This is a genomic window from Gilvimarinus sp. DA14 (assembly GCF_024204685.1).
Classification (GTDB): domain Bacteria; phylum Pseudomonadota; class Gammaproteobacteria; order Pseudomonadales; family Cellvibrionaceae; genus Gilvimarinus.
The window spans coordinates 1,130,344-1,145,843 of the sequence record NZ_CP100350.1 but is presented as its reverse complement, the minus strand read 5'-3'; the positions used below and the strand labels follow the sequence as shown (position 1 = coordinate 1,145,843).

Annotated in this window: 19 protein-coding genes; 9 read left to right on the top strand and 10 right to left on the bottom strand. The window is 52.9% G+C overall.

Annotated features, from left to right (window positions below):
• Window positions 1–28: 28 nt before the first annotated feature.
• Window positions 29–739, top strand: coding sequence for a VacJ family lipoprotein (locus tag NHM04_RS05040; RefSeq protein ID WP_371872582.1), 711 nt, complete (start codon window positions 29–31; stop codon window positions 737–739).
• Between the two features lie 38 nt (window positions 740–777).
• On the opposite strand, the gene NHM04_RS05035 is transcribed toward NHM04_RS05040, so the two are convergent.
• Complete coding sequence (locus NHM04_RS05035) at window positions 778–1,083, bottom strand: PilZ domain-containing protein (RefSeq protein ID WP_254265949.1); 306 nt, start codon at window positions 1,081–1,083, stop codon at window positions 778–780.
• A 146-nt stretch (window positions 1,084–1,229) separates the two neighbouring features.
• Between NHM04_RS05035 and NHM04_RS05030 the strand changes: the two genes are divergently transcribed.
• Window positions 1,230–2,417, top strand: a complete 1,188-nt coding sequence (locus NHM04_RS05030) for a SpoIIE family protein phosphatase (protein ID WP_254265948.1) — start codon at window positions 1,230–1,232, stop codon at window positions 2,415–2,417.
• 2 nt (window positions 2,418–2,419) lie between these two features.
• Window positions 2,420–2,908 carry an STAS domain-containing protein gene (locus tag NHM04_RS05025; protein ID WP_254265947.1) on the top strand — a complete coding sequence of 163 codons (489 nt, stop codon included), beginning with the start codon at window positions 2,420–2,422 and terminating at the stop codon, window positions 2,906–2,908.
• 29 nt (window positions 2,909–2,937) lie between these two features.
• On the opposite strand, the gene NHM04_RS05020 is transcribed toward NHM04_RS05025, so the two are convergent.
• The 3 genes from NHM04_RS05020 to dusA form a co-directional block, all read right to left on the bottom strand.
• Window positions 2,938–3,402, bottom strand: coding sequence for a TerB family tellurite resistance protein (locus tag NHM04_RS05020; RefSeq protein ID WP_254265946.1), 465 nt, complete (start codon window positions 3,400–3,402; stop codon window positions 2,938–2,940).
• Window positions 3,395–4,354, bottom strand: coding sequence for a transaldolase (tal, locus tag NHM04_RS05015; RefSeq protein ID WP_254265945.1), 960 nt, complete (start codon window positions 4,352–4,354; stop codon window positions 3,395–3,397). Before tal ends, NHM04_RS05020 begins: the two co-directional genes overlap by 8 nt.
• A 195-nt stretch (window positions 4,355–4,549) precedes the next feature.
• Window positions 4,550–5,509 (bottom strand): tRNA dihydrouridine(20/20a) synthase DusA, encoded by a 960-nt coding sequence (dusA, locus tag NHM04_RS05010; RefSeq protein WP_254266597.1) that lies wholly within the window; start codon window positions 5,507–5,509, stop codon window positions 4,550–4,552.
• Window positions 5,510–5,741: 232 nt separating this feature from the next.
• On the opposite strand from dusA, the gene NHM04_RS05005 reads away from it, so the two are divergent.
• Complete coding sequence (locus tag NHM04_RS05005) at window positions 5,742–6,518, top strand: YdiY family protein (RefSeq protein ID WP_254265944.1); 777 nt, start codon at window positions 5,742–5,744, stop codon at window positions 6,516–6,518.
• Between the two features lie 12 nt (window positions 6,519–6,530).
• On the opposite strand, the gene NHM04_RS05000 is transcribed toward NHM04_RS05005, so the two are convergent.
• Entirely contained in the window at window positions 6,531–7,223 is a 693-nt protein-coding gene (locus NHM04_RS05000) for a glutathione S-transferase N-terminal domain-containing protein (RefSeq protein ID WP_254265943.1), read from the bottom strand.
• Between the two features lie 30 nt (window positions 7,224–7,253).
• Between NHM04_RS05000 and moaC the strand changes: the two genes are divergently transcribed.
• The 3 genes from moaC to NHM04_RS04985 are packed head-to-tail and all read left to right on the top strand — an operon-like array spanning window position 7,254 to window position 8,445.
• Window positions 7,254–7,733, top strand: coding sequence for a cyclic pyranopterin monophosphate synthase MoaC (moaC, locus tag NHM04_RS04995; protein ID WP_254265942.1), 480 nt, complete (start codon window positions 7,254–7,256; stop codon window positions 7,731–7,733).
• On the top strand, window positions 7,730–7,984 hold the full coding sequence (gene moaD, locus NHM04_RS04990; RefSeq protein ID WP_254265941.1) for a molybdopterin converting factor subunit 1: 255 nt from the start codon (window positions 7,730–7,732) through the stop codon (window positions 7,982–7,984). The genes moaC and moaD overlap by 4 nt, the downstream gene beginning before the upstream one ends.
• Window positions 7,985–7,989: 5 nt before the next feature.
• Window positions 7,990–8,445 carry a molybdenum cofactor biosynthesis protein MoaE gene (locus tag NHM04_RS04985; protein WP_254265940.1) on the top strand — a complete coding sequence of 152 codons (456 nt, stop codon included), beginning with the start codon at window positions 7,990–7,992 and terminating at the stop codon, window positions 8,443–8,445.
• A 20-nt stretch (window positions 8,446–8,465) separates the two neighbouring features.
• Here NHM04_RS04985 and NHM04_RS04980 read toward each other — a convergent pair whose 3' ends face one another.
• Window positions 8,466–8,822, bottom strand: coding sequence for a hypothetical protein (locus NHM04_RS04980; protein WP_254265939.1), 357 nt, complete (start codon window positions 8,820–8,822; stop codon window positions 8,466–8,468).
• A 174-nt stretch (window positions 8,823–8,996) separates the two neighbouring features.
• On the opposite strand from NHM04_RS04980, the gene NHM04_RS04975 reads away from it, so the two are divergent.
• Window positions 8,997–9,197 carry a DUF2788 domain-containing protein gene (locus NHM04_RS04975; RefSeq protein ID WP_254265938.1) on the top strand — a complete coding sequence of 67 codons (201 nt, stop codon included), beginning with the start codon at window positions 8,997–8,999 and terminating at the stop codon, window positions 9,195–9,197.
• 16 nt (window positions 9,198–9,213) lie between these two features.
• A complete protein-coding gene (locus tag NHM04_RS04970) occupies window positions 9,214–11,454 on the top strand; it encodes a response regulator (RefSeq protein ID WP_254265937.1) in 2,241 nt (746 codons plus the stop codon).
• 53 nt (window positions 11,455–11,507) lie between these two features.
• Here the strand turns inward: NHM04_RS04970 and xthA are convergent, their stop codons facing one another.
• The 4 genes from xthA to NHM04_RS04950 all read right to left on the bottom strand — a co-directional run bounded on the left by xthA (window position 11,508) and on the right by NHM04_RS04950 (window position 15,489).
• Window positions 11,508–12,323 carry an exodeoxyribonuclease III gene (gene xthA / locus NHM04_RS04965; protein WP_254265936.1) on the bottom strand — a complete coding sequence of 272 codons (816 nt, stop codon included), beginning with the start codon at window positions 12,321–12,323 and terminating at the stop codon, window positions 11,508–11,510.
• Window positions 12,324–12,380: 57 nt separating this feature from the next.
• Window positions 12,381–14,525, bottom strand: coding sequence for a carboxy terminal-processing peptidase (locus NHM04_RS04960; protein ID WP_254265935.1), 2,145 nt, complete (start codon window positions 14,523–14,525; stop codon window positions 12,381–12,383).
• A gap of 107 nt (window positions 14,526–14,632) precedes the next feature.
• A complete protein-coding gene (locus NHM04_RS04955) occupies window positions 14,633–14,872 on the bottom strand; it encodes a zf-HC2 domain-containing protein (RefSeq protein WP_254265934.1) in 240 nt (79 codons plus the stop codon).
• Window positions 14,866–15,489 carry an RNA polymerase sigma factor gene (locus tag NHM04_RS04950; RefSeq protein ID WP_254265933.1) on the bottom strand — a complete coding sequence of 208 codons (624 nt, stop codon included), beginning with the start codon at window positions 15,487–15,489 and terminating at the stop codon, window positions 14,866–14,868. The genes NHM04_RS04955 and NHM04_RS04950 overlap by 7 nt, the downstream gene beginning before the upstream one ends.
• Window positions 15,490–15,500: the final 11 nt, after the last annotated feature.

Below are 15,500 nucleotides of genomic sequence, written 5' to 3'. Positions count from 1 at the left end.
CTTCCTTTTGGACTACAGGATGATTTCCTTGAATTCCGTATCTCGAATCCTACTTACAGCGGCGCTTTTATTCAGCGCTTTCGCTCAGGCGTCCGATGCTAGGGACCCTTGGGAAGACTTTAACCGCGCCATGTTCGCCTTTAATGATGCGGCGGATACATATGTGCTTAAGCCCGTCGCTAAAGGTTACGTAAAGGTCACCCCGGCTCCCGTGCGCCAGGGAGTAAGTAATGTGTTTTTCAATATTCTTGAAGTGCGCAATGTCTTTAATGATTTGCTCCAGGCTAAGTTTGTACAGGCGGGCAAGGACAGTGGCCGTTTCTTGATTAATTCGACCCTTGGTGTGGCTGGAGTCTTCGATGTCGCCACCCATATGGGGTTGCCGCGTTCCGACGGCGAGGATTTTGGCCAGACTCTGGCGAAATGGGGCGTGGCTGATGGTCCCTATCTGGTGTTGCCGGTGTTCGGACCTCGGACTTTACGCGATGCGGCTGCCACTCCAGTGGACTGGGTCACCGACCCCAAAACTTACATTGGCCACACCCAAACCAGCTACGAAATTAAAGTGTTTGAGCTGATGGATACTCGTTCGCGCTTGCTCAATCTGGAGCAGGATATCGGTGCAGATAAGTATGTGCTGTTTCGCGATATTTATTTGCAGCGGCGGGAATATTTGATCAATGACGGCGAAGTCGAAGATGACTTTGGCGGTGATTTGGACGACTTTGATGATTTTTAGCGACGCTTTAACCCAGTTGTAGCTAAGCGTCGCAACGGCTAGTTGATTACGTCAATAATTTGCAGCCCTGTAGGGTAGTCTTTGCCATCGGCCTGAACTCTCACCACTTTAACGATGGCGCGTAGCTGTGGGCTGTGGCCGTGTTCTGAGCTAATGTCTACTTCCCACTCCGAGCCTTCTTGCAGTGCTGTGTCCAGCACGACCTGCATGCCGCCACCGCTTAATTCTGTGCAGGTGCCAGTATAAGTCCCTGCATCTCCTGTCAGGCGCGCCTGTAGCGGAGCGTCAATTTTCATACGGATAAAATCACGTTTTTCTTCGTAGGATTGATCTGAAATACCCATACTCGACACCTGTTTTTATTCGTTATCGTAAAGAGTAGCAGCGAACGGTTTGCAATACCACAGGCTTGCGCGCGGGCAGATAAGGGAGTACTGTTAGGCGCCATTACGCCAGCGGGTTCCCGCTGTTTGGCTCCACAGGTAGAGTAATGAACGATACCAGCCGCACGCTGCTCATAATCGATGATGACAAGCCGGTAAGGCACAGTATTACTGCATTTCTTGAGGATAGTGGTTACCGTGTGCTGGAGGCTAACGATGGTCCTGCGGGGCTTGAGTTGTACGCTGCTGGTGGTGTGGACTTGGTCATCACCGATTTACGCATGCCGTCGATGGACGGTTTGGCGGTATTGAAAAATCTGCACGATATTTCCAGTGAAATCCCTGTAATTGTTATTTCCGGTGCCGGCGTAATGAGCGACGTGGTGTCTGCGTTGCGCCTGGGGGCCAGCGACTATCTGATAAAACCCATCGTGGATATGGAAGTCTTAGTGCATTCGGTGGAAAAAGCGCTGGAGCGGCGCGACTTGTTGGCGCAAAACAAGAAGTATCGTGAAAAGCTCGAGAGTGCGAATAAGGGGCTGCGTGAAAATTTGCGGGTTTTGGAGCGCGATCAGGTGGCCGGCCGCCAGGTTCAAAGGCGCTTACTGCCCAAACCACAGGTGACCGCTGAAGGTTACTCTATAGCTCACCATATTGCGCCCTCGCTTTATCTTAGCGGTGATTTCGTTGACTATGCACACGTTGGGCGCCGCTATTTGGCTTTTTATCTGGCAGACGTTTCCGGGCATGGGGCTTCTTCGGCATTTGTGACGATTTGGCTTAAGCATTTAGTCAGTCGGATGGTGCGTGAGGAGGGGCTGTTTAGTACAGCTGAGTCCTTCGAAACTGGCGCCAGCGAAATGTTGACCAGTATTAACCGCGAGATTAATGAAACCAGTCTAAATCATCATCTAACGTTTTTTGTCGGTGTTATCGACACCCATACAGGACAAATGCGCTACGTGGTGGCTGGGCACTTGCCTATGCCGATTCTGGTTACCGACGGCAAGGCTGAGTTTTTGTTAGGCAGCGGTAAACCTGTGGGTATTTTTAAAGAAGTTAGCTGGCAAGTGCATGAATGTCAGCTGCCCGAGAAGTTTTCTTTGGTGTGTTTTTCCGATGGAGTGCTAGAGATATTAAAGGCCAGCACGTTGCAGGAAAAAGAGCGGGATTTGCTGGCATTAATGGCGCAAAAGGCGCAGAATTTACAGACCGTCTGCGACGCTCTGGCCGTGCAGGAAGTGAGTGACACGCCGGACGATATCGCAATTTTGACCATTACCCGAGGTTATTGAGCATGCGACCTGGCCAGATTCTGGTTGCCGATCACGCTGGTGTGTTTGTGATTAAAATGTTGGGTGATGTGCGCCTGACGCTGTGTATTTCTTTCGATCAGTTTATCGATGATATGTTTGCCCGGGGAGACTTTGGTGGTGTGCTTTTTGATTTGTCGGAGGCAGAGGCCATTGACAGTACCACTCTGGGTTTAATGGCAAAGATATCTATTCTGGGGGAGCAGCGCGCCAGCTCCCGCCCGGTTATCTATTCTACCAATCCGAGTATTAATCGAATTCTAGAGACCATGGGTTTTGCGGATATTTTTACCATTGTGGATGAGCTGCAGGAGCCTGTGCCTGATGCTGAGCCATTAAGCGAGGAGCAGCCAGATGATGAAGATATTCTGAAAACAAAAGTCATTGAAGCCCACCGAATTCTAATGGGGCTCAATCGCGAGAACAAAGAAACTTTCACAGACTTGGTGAATATGCTCGAAGGCGACCAGTAGGCGGTCGCGCTCTCAGGTATAGCCAGTTTTTAAGCCGGTGAATTTTCCCGGGCTTGATTACGGGCCACGAGAAAATCTGTGTGCGAAAGGTAAATCAGCTCTGCCACACGGCGTATCAAGCTCTCTTCGTATTTGTCCAAATCACCATCCGCGTAAGCAATTTGCCACATGGATTTCACCAGAACAAACTTTTCCTCGTGCGAGAAATGGTCGTTTACCAACTGGGTGAATTGAAATAACGAGGTGGCGTCCTGCTGGCGCTGTTCGGCGCGGCTTTGCAGTTCGTTTACTTCATCGTTTGAGAGCTTATAAACGTCGGCGAGAATCTTTTTAAACGCAGCCAGTTCAGCGTCATCAAAAACCCTGTCGCTAGCCGCTACTTCCATCAGCAGGGCCGCGGCTGTCATCTGCCTTTCGTCGTCGCTAAAAGCACCTGAGTCGCCGTCTGTCTTCGACAGACGGCTCTCGAAAAAGCGGGTGATGCGATTAAGCACTGGCCAGCTCTTTCAGCAGGTCTTCAAGCTTAACCTGATCGACGGCAAAGTTGCGGATGCCCTCAGCCAGTTTCTCGGTGGCCATGGCATCGTCGTTCATGCCAAAGCGGAACGAGCTTTCGGTATCGATCAGCTTATCGATGCTCTCGCCAGTGTTGCTGGGTGACAATACGCGCTCAAGTGAACCGGTATCCTCGTCCAGCTCTTTCAGCAGCTGTGGGCTGATGGTTAAACGATCGCAACCCGCCAGCGCTTCGATTTCACCGGTGTTGCGGAAGCTTGCACCCATAACCACTGTCTCGTAGTTGTGCTGCTTGTAGTAATTGTAGATGTGACGCACTGATTTCACGCCTGGATCGGTTTCGGCAGTATAGTCTTCGCCGGTGGCTTTTTTGTACCAGTCGAGGATGCGGCCCACAAAAGGCGAGATCAGGAATACGCCAGCATCGGCACAGGCGGCAGCCTGGTTAAAGCCAAACAGCAGGGTCAGGTTACAGTTAATGCCTTCTTTTTCCAGCTGTTCGGCGGCGCGGATGCCTTCCCAGGTAGAGGCCAGCTTGATCAGTACGCGAGATTTGTCGATACCGTTTTGTTGGTATAAATCGATCAGGTGGTGCGCCTTGTCGATGCTGGCGTTGGTGTCAAAGCTCAGGCGTGCGTCTACTTCGGTAGAGATACGACCGGGAACCAGTTTCAGGATTTCGCAACCGATGGCCACTGCCAGATGGTCACAGGCGTACTTGAGCTGTTCGTCGGAACTGCCACCCTCTTTGGCTGCGGCGGCGATGCAGGCGTCCAGCAGAGATTTATAGCCTGGCAGTTGGGCGGCTTTTAGCAGCAATGACGGGTTGGTAGTGGCGTCTTGTGGTTTGTACAGTTTGATCGCTTCGATGTCGCCGGTATCAGCTACCACATCGGTCATTTGCTTGAGTTGTTCGAGTTTGGTACTCACAATTTGGCTCCTAAATAGTGTATTTACGTACTACTAGCGTGCGGCCGTTCCGGTTGCTCTCTGGGTGGAGCATCTTTGTTTGCGCCCGGCGAGTGGGCCTGTTGCCAGACCCTGCTGGGGTGCCTTATGGCCGTGATTACGTCCCGCGAGGGCGGCCGCTGTTACCCCAAAACCTCAGAGGCGCTATTGTAAACGCTATTGACAGTGGGGCAAAGCAGAACGGCCGCTTTCGACTGCGGCGAGGGCCCGACTGACCACCTCTAAACCCGCACCTTTTTTGTGGGCTTGTTCACTGATGATGCGCCTAAATTGTCGCGCACCGGGCAGTCCCTGATAGAGGCCGAGAATGTGCCGGGTCATTTGGTTGAGGCGGGTCCCGCGCGCCAGCTCGGCCTCCAGATAGGGCATAAACTGTTCCATGATCTGGCGACGGCTGGGTTTTGGCTTATTGCTGCCATAAATAGCCTGGTCCACTCCCGCTAACAGATAGGGGTTGGCGTAAATTTCACGGCCCAGCATTACGCCATCTACTTCTTGCAGCAGGGTTTCACACTGCTCCAGGTGAGTGATACCACCGTTTATAATAATTTCCAAGTGAGGGCGCTCGCGCTTGATGCGGGCGACCAGTTCGTAGTCGAGAGGCGGAATATCCCGGTTTTGCTTGGGGCTCAGGCCTTGGAGCCAGGCTTTGCGCGCGTGAATAATAAAAGTATTGCAGCCACTTTGCGCGACAGTATCGACGAATTTAATTAAGCCGTCGTAGTCGTCCATATCGTCGATGCCGATACGATGCTTGATGGTAACTGGTATTTTCACCCGCTCAATCATGGCGCTCATGCAGTCTCTCACGAGCTCCGGCTCGGCCATCAGGCAGGCGCCTATTCTGCCATTTTGCACGCGGTCCGATGGGCAGCCACAGTTGAGATTGATCTCGTTATAGCCCCACTGTTCAGCCAGAGCGGCACATTCGGCCAGGGCATTGGCATCCGAGCCACCTAATTGCAGGGCCAGCGGTTGTTCGGTCGGATGAAAGCGTAAAAACCGCTCGCGATCGCCGTGAATTATTGCACCTGTGGTCACCATTTCGGTATAGAGCACCGCGTTCTCGCTGAGCAAGCGCCAGAAGTATCTACAATGGCGATCACTCCAATCCATCATCGGGGCGCAGGTGAAGCGTCGATTAATTGGGGCTGTGGTATTTGCTGGCTGCACTGAGCGGCTATTCTCTCGACGGGTGAATTGGCCGCGTATTTTAGCCTTAATTGTCAATCGGGGACAAAATTAGTACTTGTGGCCCAGGCCACACTTGCGTGTGGATCGCACCTTAAATGCTGCCCTGTGGCGTGTATAATGGCGCTCAACGAAACCGTCGATGTAAGGAGAGGCTATGAAAACGTTATACACCAGTGCTGCAGCCGCTGTATTACTTGCCAGCGCTACTGGCGTTATGGCTCAGGAAGAGGACGCTGCCGAAGTTCAAACTTGGGAGGTGGCCGCTGAGTTGGGGGCTATCAGCACCAGTGGTAATACCGAAACTACTTCGGTAAACGGTCGAATTGACGCGACTCAAAACCTGCAAAATTGGAAAAATGAGTTTGTTGCCTCGGTGCTTTACAAAGAAGATCAGATTGAAAAAGACTCAGGTGTTGAAGTTACCGAGACTACCGCTGAGAAATATTTTGGTTCGGCGAAATCGTCTTACCTCTTCGATGATGAATTCAGCAGCCTGTTTGGCTTTGCCTCTCACACCCACGATGAATTCGGTTCTTACCGTGATTACACCGTGGTCTCATTAGGTTACGGTGCTCGCTTTATTAATAACGATACCCTGACTCTGGATGGCGAGATTGGCCCAGGTTATTTTTGGGGCGATAAAGTCGAAGACGAAGCAAACGATATCATCGTCAGCGAGGAAGGCTTTATGGTACGTGTCGCCGGTGAGCTTAACTGGCGCATCACCGAAAATGCCACATTTAATCAACAGCTCGCTGCAGAAGCCGCCGACGCCAATACCCGCTACCTGAGTGATACCTCGTTGAGCACTAAAATCAGCGATCGCATGCAGATGAAAGTAGGCTATACCGTAAATCACGACACAGACGTGGCCGATGACAAAGAGGGCACAGATACCACGACTTACATCAATCTGGTGTATAACTTTTAAACGGGGTGCTCTCTAGGGCGAACAGACCTCAAGCGCCCGGTGGTAGGCCGGGCGCTTGGTGCAGGTGCCTTGCCAGAGGTTGACGGAGTTAAACTCGGCCAGTTGCAAGGCTTCGCCAGCATCGTAAAATCTGGTTAGGCAGTCCACCCAAGGAACAATAGCCATGTCCACTATGCTGTAACTTTCGCCCAGCATATACTCGTGGCGGCTTAGGTGTTTTTCCAGTACCGCTAACAGACGTCTGGTTTCTTGGCGATAGCGTTCCAGCGGGTAAGGGTGGTCGCACTGGTCGGTGGCGTATTTATAAAAGTGTCCGAATTGCCCAAACATGGGGCCGATATGACCGGCCTGAAAGAATAGCCACTGGTCGCAAGCACTTTTACCGGCTTTGTCCAGCGGTATGTAGTCGCCGGTTTTTTCTCCCAGGTATTTCAAAATGGCGCAGGATTCCATCAAGCTGATTGAGTGGTAATCGGGCCCCTTGGGGTCGATGAGCGCAGGGATCTTGCTGTTGGGATTGATGACTTTAAACGCCTCGTCGTGTTGCTCACCTTCTAGAATGTTTATGGTGTGAGGCTCGTAGGCAAGATTCATTTCTTCCAAAGCAAGGGCCACCTTTATGCCATTGGGAGTGTTCATGGAGTACAGCTGGATACGTTCGGGGAATTGCGCTGGCCAGCGCTCTTTCACAAGATGTAATTGCATAAAGTCCTCCGCAGAAGAAGGTGAGTATCAATGACTCTAACACATTGTGATAGCAGCGGCGCTGCCAGCATGGTGGATGTTTCCGATAAGCCGGTCACAACCCGCGAAGCTCGTGCTCAGGCCCGTGTGTTGATGTCGCGGGCCACTTTACAGGCGATTGAAACTAACGCGCTTAAAAAAGGTGATGTACTGGCTACTGCGCGCATCGCCGGCATTCAGGCGGCAAAAAAATGCAGTGATCTTATTCCCTTGTGCCATCCTTTAGCCTTGTCAAAGGTGGCTGTAGATTTTGCCTTAGACTCAGATAAAAGTGCGGTGAATATCGAAACCTACTGCAAGCTTGCCGGGCGCACGGGCGTGGAAATGGAGGCTTTGACCGCCGCCAGTGTGGCAGCCCTGACCATCATCGATATGTGCAAAGCTTTGGATATGGCAATGGTTGTTGAAGGTGTGTGTTTAATCGAGAAATCCGGTGGCCGGCGCGGTCACTATGTACGGGAGGAAACGTGATTCGGGTGTTGTTTTTTGCTCAACTCAGAGAGTCCTTGGGCTGCGATGAGTTGAAGCTCGATCTGCCCCCTACAGACGAGGTGACAGTGGCTGATTTACTGCAAAAGCTTCAGGGGCGGGGGCCGCACTGGCAGTCGGCCATTGCCGAAACCAAGGTGTTGGTAGCTGTTAATCAGCAAATGGTGAAACCTGGGGCCAGTATTGCCGATGGTGACGAAGTGGCGATTTTTCCTCCGGTGACGGGAGGTTGAACCCTGTGCTGTTTGTGAGTGTTCAGAATGAGGATTTTGATCTTTCTGGAGAATACCAGGCGCTGTTGGCGGCGGCGCCCGAAGCCGGTGGCGTAGTGCAGTTTGTTGGGCGGGTGCGGCCGGACCACGCTGCTGATCCTGTTGTTGCGCTAGAGCTTGAACACTACCCGGCGATGACGCAGGCGGCGCTGCAAGCGCTCGTAGAAGAGGCATGTGAGCGTTGGCCGCTGCACTCGGCACGGGTAATTCACCGGGTGGGAAGAATCGCCGCCGGGGAGCAAATTGTTCTGGTGACAGTGGCGGCTGCACATCGCGACCAGGCTTTCCAAGGGGCTAGGTTTCTGATCGATAAGTTAAAAACCTCGGCGCCTTTTTGGAAAAAAGAGCATCGCCGTAGTGGCGCTGTCGCCTGGGTGCAGGCCAAAGCCGCCGATGACCAAATCGCCAGCGGCTGGGATTAAGTGTCTTTATGTTGTAAAGGCTATTCCAGCGCTTCGTCAATCGAGTCGGCGGCATCCTGGCTGGCATCTTTGGTTTTTTCCCAGCCGTCCTTACTCATTTCTTTGACTTTCTCGGCGCCTTCAGCAGTGGCGTCTTTGGTGTCTTCCCAGGCTTCGCCAGCGGCATCGGCTGTTTTATCGGCCAAGTCGTCAGCCTGTTCTCCCAGTTCGCGAGCCTTGTCGGCGGCAGCGCTGGCGGCGGCTTGGGCGGTTTGTTTGGCGCTCTCGTAAGTCTGTTTGGCCGATTGCTCCAATTCGGAATCCGGCTCGCCCTCCGGGCTACAGGCGCCCAGGCACAAAAGAGCAGTCAAACCGGCGCAGGGAATAAGACGTTTCATGGGATACCCTCTGTCAGCTAATCCACAGGTTAAATGCCCCTCAGAGATGGGGGCGAGTATTAGTTTATGCCAATTTTTTCAACTCGGGCAGGGGATTTTGATCAAGATGCGGTTGGGGGGTAACTTGGTTACAATACCGGCCATTGAGCAGCGCTTTCCCAATCGGGTTTTATAATGTCTTTTGAGCAGTTTGAAAACTGGTCGCTGGTACTGGGTATCGGTGGCCTGATCGCATTTATGGTGTTTATTGTCTGGGACCTGGCGAAAAAGTCCAAGGCGGGCCGGTTTGGTACCTTTATTCTATTTTTGGCCCTGGGCTTGGGGTTGCTGGGTTTTCTAATCAAGACCGTACTGGTCGAAGTGATGATGAAATAGCCGTTGAGGCGCAACTATGTTTGACCTGTTTGTTCCTACCTCTAAAGTGCAGAAAGATCGCCAGGTGATGCACGACACCGATGCTCGAGTGGCGAAGTACAGTCGTCGCGGCTTGTTGCTGAATTTCCTGGTGTTCGTCCTAAGCTTGGCATTTGGTGACTTTTTTTATCGGGAGACGAACCTTGCGGTGGTGTTGGTAACCGGTCTGCTGCTGGTTACCTTGCTGCGCAGTTACTACTTGTTTCGCTTTGAGGCGCTTTACGCTCGCGCGCCCAAACGCTGGCGGACCCAGTATTTCCTCGCCTCTTTTTTGGGGGCTATTTGGTGGAGCGTTATCCTGGTTAGCCTGACATGGGTGCTGGGGATGCGCGAAGAAACACTACTAATGTGGCTTTACACGGTGGTGTTTTATTCTTCTGTGGCCAATGTATTCGCCCCGTATATACGCTTTCTCAAAACCTATTTGTTTATCGGCATGATTCCCGCTGCGGTTACGGCCATGTTGCTGGCAACGGTGGACGGCTATTTGTATGCGGCGATTATGGTGTTGTTTTATATGATGTTGGTGCATCAGGCAAAGGTGACCGGGGCCGGTTACTGGGATCGCCTGGAAGCCAACCATGTATTGCATGAGCGCGCCCGGGGGTTAGAGCACGAGCAAAAGAGTTCTCGCGCCGCTATTGAGCTAAAAAACGAATTCTTAATTAACCTCGGCCATGAGTTTCGCGCCTCGCTCAATGACATTCTGGGCACCCTATCGCTGGTCGATGAAGCTGATTTGTCCGATCGTCAGCGCGACTTGCTGAAAATGGCTTCTAAGGCAGGTGAGCGGCAGCTGGATTTGGTAAACAATGTGGTGGACTTTTCCAAGATCACCACCAAGTCCCTTGAGCTGGACGAATCGGTGTTTGATCTGCGTCGCTTGGTGGCGAAGCTGGTGCGTGATTTTTCTTCCGAGGCTCATCAGCAGGGGGTAGAGCTGAACTACTTGCTGGACGCCGATTTGCCCGCCCGGGTTAGGGGCGACGCTGCCCGTTTGCGCCAAATTACAGCGACCTTGCTGGGGCATGCGATTAAGTTCTCGGTGACCGGCAACGTATTTGTTGAAGTCACGTATGGCGATAGTCGCAGTGATGGCGGCGAGCTGCAAATTGTGATTGCTGACAGTCATTACCACCGTACCGATGAAGCCAAAGCTGAGATGGACGAAACGCGTTTGTCCGAAGCAGAGCAGACCGGCCGGGTGGGGATTGGGCTGTCAATCAGTAAAGGCCTGGCCGAGTGCATGGGCGGCAGCGTGCATCTGTTGAAAGCCCCCTCTGGTGGCAATCGTTTGGTGATCAACGTGCAACTGCAAACCATCAGTCATCACGGCAAGCCATTGGGTGCCGATCAAAAGCTGCGCGGTAAACGTGTGCTGCTGGTGGATTTGCCCGATCGGGTCGCGCTAAACCTGGTCGATGAGCTAGGTAACTGGGGTGTATACGGGCAGACGGTTTATGGCTACGAACAGGCGGTTAGCCGGTTGAAAACCTGTACTGACGAGGGCGAGCCCATTGATTTGGTACTGATCTACAACCGTCTTAATAGTTTTAACGCGCTGGCGCTGTCCAAAGAGTTGGCTACCGAAGAGTCCACCGCCGAGTTGCGTCAGGTCATTGCGATGAGTGTGCTGCAGCGCGATACCGAGGAGGTGCAGGAGCATTTAACGCGCTATACCCAGGTAAGCTGCTTAGAAAAGCCCATTATGTACAAACAGCTGTACGAGGCGCTTTGCCAGCGCTTGCTTTGTGCCAGCTGTGAAGTAGAGCCCGTGAGCGCACAGGTCGACCCGGTAGTGCCGGTTAGCGACGGTCCGGGGGTCGCCCGGGTACTGGTGGTGGAAGATCACAGGGTCAACCAAATGGTGGCCTCGGGTATGCTGAAAAAACTCGGCTGCTATGTTCAGTTGGTGAGCTCGGGGCCGGAGGCGGTGGCCATTCTGGAAAAGGAGCGCTTTGACCTAGTGCTGCTTGACAGTGAGTTGCCGGAGGACTCGGGCGTGCGCGCGGTGCAGAATATTCGCGAGCATGAAAAAGCCACCAACAGTCGGCGTCGCGTACCTGTGATTGCGATGATCCCGGCATTGACCGAGGAGCAGATTAGCGAACTGTTCACCGCAGGTTTTGACGATCAGTTAGCCAAACCTTTGCGTTATGAAGCGTTAGAAGGTCGTTTGCAGCGCTGGTTGGATTTATCGGCCACGGCAAAAAGTTAGAGATATAGCGAAGTCAGCCTTCGCTATATCTCGGCGGCGTTTGATGTTGATCTTTAGGCTTTAAATTCTGACCAGATCGGGCAGTGGTCCGAGGGCTTTTCCATGCCGCGTAGTTCGTAGTCGATTCCCGCATCAATACATTTAGGGGCCAGCGCGCGGCTCGCTAAAATTAAATCGATGCGCAGGCCGCGCTTGGGGTCGCGCTCAAAGCCGCGCGAGCGATAGTCAAACCAGCTGAAAGTGTCGTCTTTGGCTGGATGGATCGCTCTGTAGGTGTCCTCCAGCCCCCACTCCAGCAAGGTGTTAAGCCACTCACGTTCTTCTGGTAAAAAGCTGCACTTGCCGGTTCGCAGCCAGCGCTTGCGGTTGTCTTCGCCAATGCCGATGTCGATGTCCTGGTGGGAGATGTTCATATCGCCCATCATAATTAGCGGTGTGTCGGCACTGTGATCCTGTTCCAGCAGTCGGTTTAAGTCGGCGTAGTACTTTTCTTTGGCGGGAAACTTCAGAGGGTGGTCGCGGCTTTCACCTTGGGGAAAGTAGCCGTTATATACATACACTTCGCCAAAACCGGGTACATCGAACAGGCCACCAATAAATCGCTTTTGCGATTCCTCGGTGTCTGCGGGGAACCCTTTTACCGTTTTGATAAACGGGTGTTTGGACATCAGTGCCACACCATAGTGAGTCTTTTGTCCGTGAAAAGCCAAGTGATAACCCATTGCTTCTACGTCGGCAACGGGGAATTGTTCGTCAGCGACTTTGGTTTCCTGTAGGCCGATAAAGTCCGGCTGGTATTTGTCGATAATGGCCTGCAGCTGATGCAGACGTGAACGGATACTGTTGATATTAAACGAGATAACTTTCATGAGCTTAATTACGCAGGGTGAAACAAAAAACGGCGACCGAGGTCGCCGTGCCTGGGGTTAAAAGTTGGCGACCTTGGGGGCGTCTTCGCTGTTAGTACCGCGAATAAAGTCCAACAGAATATAGCCTGCCTCAGTCAAAAATGGATCTTTAGAGGGATCTATGTCTTCCGGGCCGGTGTCCATTGCCTGAGCCTCGGGGTCCGCTTCGGTCTCGTCTTCAGCGCTGGTTTCGCCACTGATCTCTTCATAAGACTTATAAGGGGGTAGGCCTTTGGTTTTACGGCGAGTGTTTTCCAGACTCAGAAGTTGTTGCTCCAGTTGGTCTTTTTCCGTCAGACGTGTTTTTTCGCGCAGAGAAATGCTGTCTCGGCTGGCGTTGGCATTTACCAGATCCTGCTCTTGTGCAAGGAAAATAAAATCCGGATCGGTGGCAATGCGTTCGCGGTGGCGGGCGTCAATGGCCGGCAGCAGCTTGGCAATGTCATAGTAGCGATCGTGTTTTACTGCGTGAATATTGTCCCAGGGCAGGGCGTAATCGTAGCTGCTTTCGCCTACGTCATCGGGGTCAATCAGCTCTGGCAACTCAATGTCCGGCAGGACACCGCGATGCTGAGTGCTGTCGCCGGAGACGCGATAAAATTTCGATTCGGTGATTTTTAGCTGCCCGTGCTGCAAAGGTTGCAGTGATTGCACGGAACCTTTGCCGAACGACTGGCTGCCGACAATAATGCCGCGGCCATAGTCTTGAATAGCGCCGGCAAAAATTTCCGAGGCGGAGGCGCTGAGACGGTTTATCAGTACCACAATCGGCCCGCGATACACTGCCTTGGAGTGAGAACGATAATTACGCGAAATCAGCTGATTGGTTTGACGAATTTGCACCACCGGGCCCTGGTCGATAAACAGGTCGGTCAATTGCGTCGCTTCGTGCAGTGAGCCGCCGCCGTTATTGCGCAAATCCACAATAATCCCATCGACGTTTTCGGCCGCTAATTCGCCTAGCAGTTTGAATACATCGCGGGTGGTGCTTTTATAGTTGGGGTCGCGGTTGCGGTAGGCTTCAAAGTCCATATAGAAGGTGGGAATATCGATTACGCCGATTTTGTAGCTCTGCTCGGTTTCGTCGCTCAGTTCGAATACGGCTTTGCGCGCGGCTTGCTCTTCCAGTTTTACTTTATCGCGCTTAATGCTGACAATGTGAGTAGTGCTGCCTGCGGCGGCTTTGGCTGGTAATACTTCAAGGCGCACAGTGCTGTCTTTTTTGCCGCGAATTAGGTCAACCACTTCATCCAGGCGCCAGCCAACTACATCGACAATTTCACCGTCTTTGCCCTGGCCCACGCCTACAATACGATCGGCGGGTTTAAGTTGGCCCTGCTTGTCGGCAGGCCCCGCCGGTATCAGACGCACCACTTTGGTGTACTCATCTTCACTTTGCAGCATCGCGCCGATGCCTTCCAGCGACAATGACATGTTGATGTTAAAGTTCTCCAGCGTGCGCGGCGACAGATAGTTGGTATGTGGGTCGTAGAGCATGGTGAAGGCATTAATCACAGCGTTAAATGCGTCCTCGCCAGTTTGCTGGCTCATGCGACGCGCCTGATTTTTGTAACGCTTGCTCAATACTTCACGGGCTTCGTCAACAGTTTTTCCTGCCAGCTTTAGGTTGAGAACATCAGCCTTTACCCGTTTGCGCCAAAGCTCTTGGGCAGCGTCATCGTCAGCGGGCCAAGAGGCTTTATCGCGATCGACCAGCAGTGACTCTTCAACCTCGAAGTCGAACTCGTGTTCTTTGTCTTGCAGCAATGCCAGCGCGCTCTGCGTTCTGGCGATAAAGCGATTGCGGTAGCGCTCGTAGATATCGAAGGCAAACTGTAGTTGGCCCTTTTGAAAGTCGTCGTCAAACTGCTTGGCGTGCTTATTGAACTCGCTGATGTCTTTCTCTACGAAATAGCTTTTGCCTGGGTCCAGAGTCTGCAAATAGTTTTCGAGAAATTTTTGCGACAGTTCGTCGTTAATGTCTTGGTCGCGATAATGATGCTTGTGCAGAGACTGAACAATTTCGGCGGTGGTTTCTTTCTGCTCATCAGTAATATTCAGAGGCTCTGGGGTGAGCGCCAAACACAGGGTAGATGACAGGGCAAAAACCAACAGGCACGCCGCTTGGGCGACGCGAAGGGGCAGGGGCATTCTATCTGGCATAAGAAACTCAAGGCTCCGCATTACAACTTAGATTGGCTCAACGACGATAAGCCGTGCGCCTTTTATAAGACAGCAACATAGCATTATTTGTTCAGCTAGCCCAGTAATCAGCGGTTTGGAGGCTTCTGGGCAATGATGGCGAGCACGCGTTGACGCATCTGAGTGGGTGCCGGCGGCAGGGTGGATGCCTGGCGTGTGACCTGTCGGGTAAGCCTTAGGTGCCTGACAAAGCGGCGGCAGTTTCCGCACATGGTCAGGTGCAGGCGCATTTGCCAGGTAAAGCTGGGCTGTTCGCTGCCGTCGATATATTCGCTGGCGCGGCGTGCCACATCGCGACATTTCAGCATTGTCCGGTCTCCTGATAGCGCGTAATCACCGCCATGAGGGTGAGGCGGGCGCGGTGGATAAGTACCCGGGCGTTGCTCTGGCTGATCTCAAGCACTGCGCCAATTTCGTCAAAGGGGGCGTCTTGCAGGTCGCGGAGGATAAAAACCGCCTTTTGCGCCGGGGGCAGCAGGGTCAGGGTTTTGTTAATGCAGCGCTGCAATTGTTCTTGCTCAAGCATCTTTTCCGGGGTGTCCAGATGCCACTGCGAGGTCGCAGATGCCCAGTGTCCGTTGCTTTTAAAGTGATCGTCGCTGGGCATTGCGCGCAGCGCCATATTGTCCAGTGAGCAGCTTCGCCCCTCGCTTTTCACGCGGGTGCGGGCCTCGTTGCTAACAATCCGCAATAGCCAGGTTTTGAGGCTGCTGCGCTTTTCAAAGCGCGCCAGCGCGCGGTGGGCTGAGATCCAGGCGTCCTGAACGATATCTTCGGCCAGACTCTCGCCGGCTATCGCGCCTGCCACGGCGAGCATAACGCTGTAGTGGGTGTCGATGAGCTTGGCGTAAGCGCTGTGGTCGCCCGCCAGAGCCGCGTCAATTAGCTCGGATTCGCTATGGTTTGCGGTAGTCGTTTGGCTCACGGGCCGGAGGT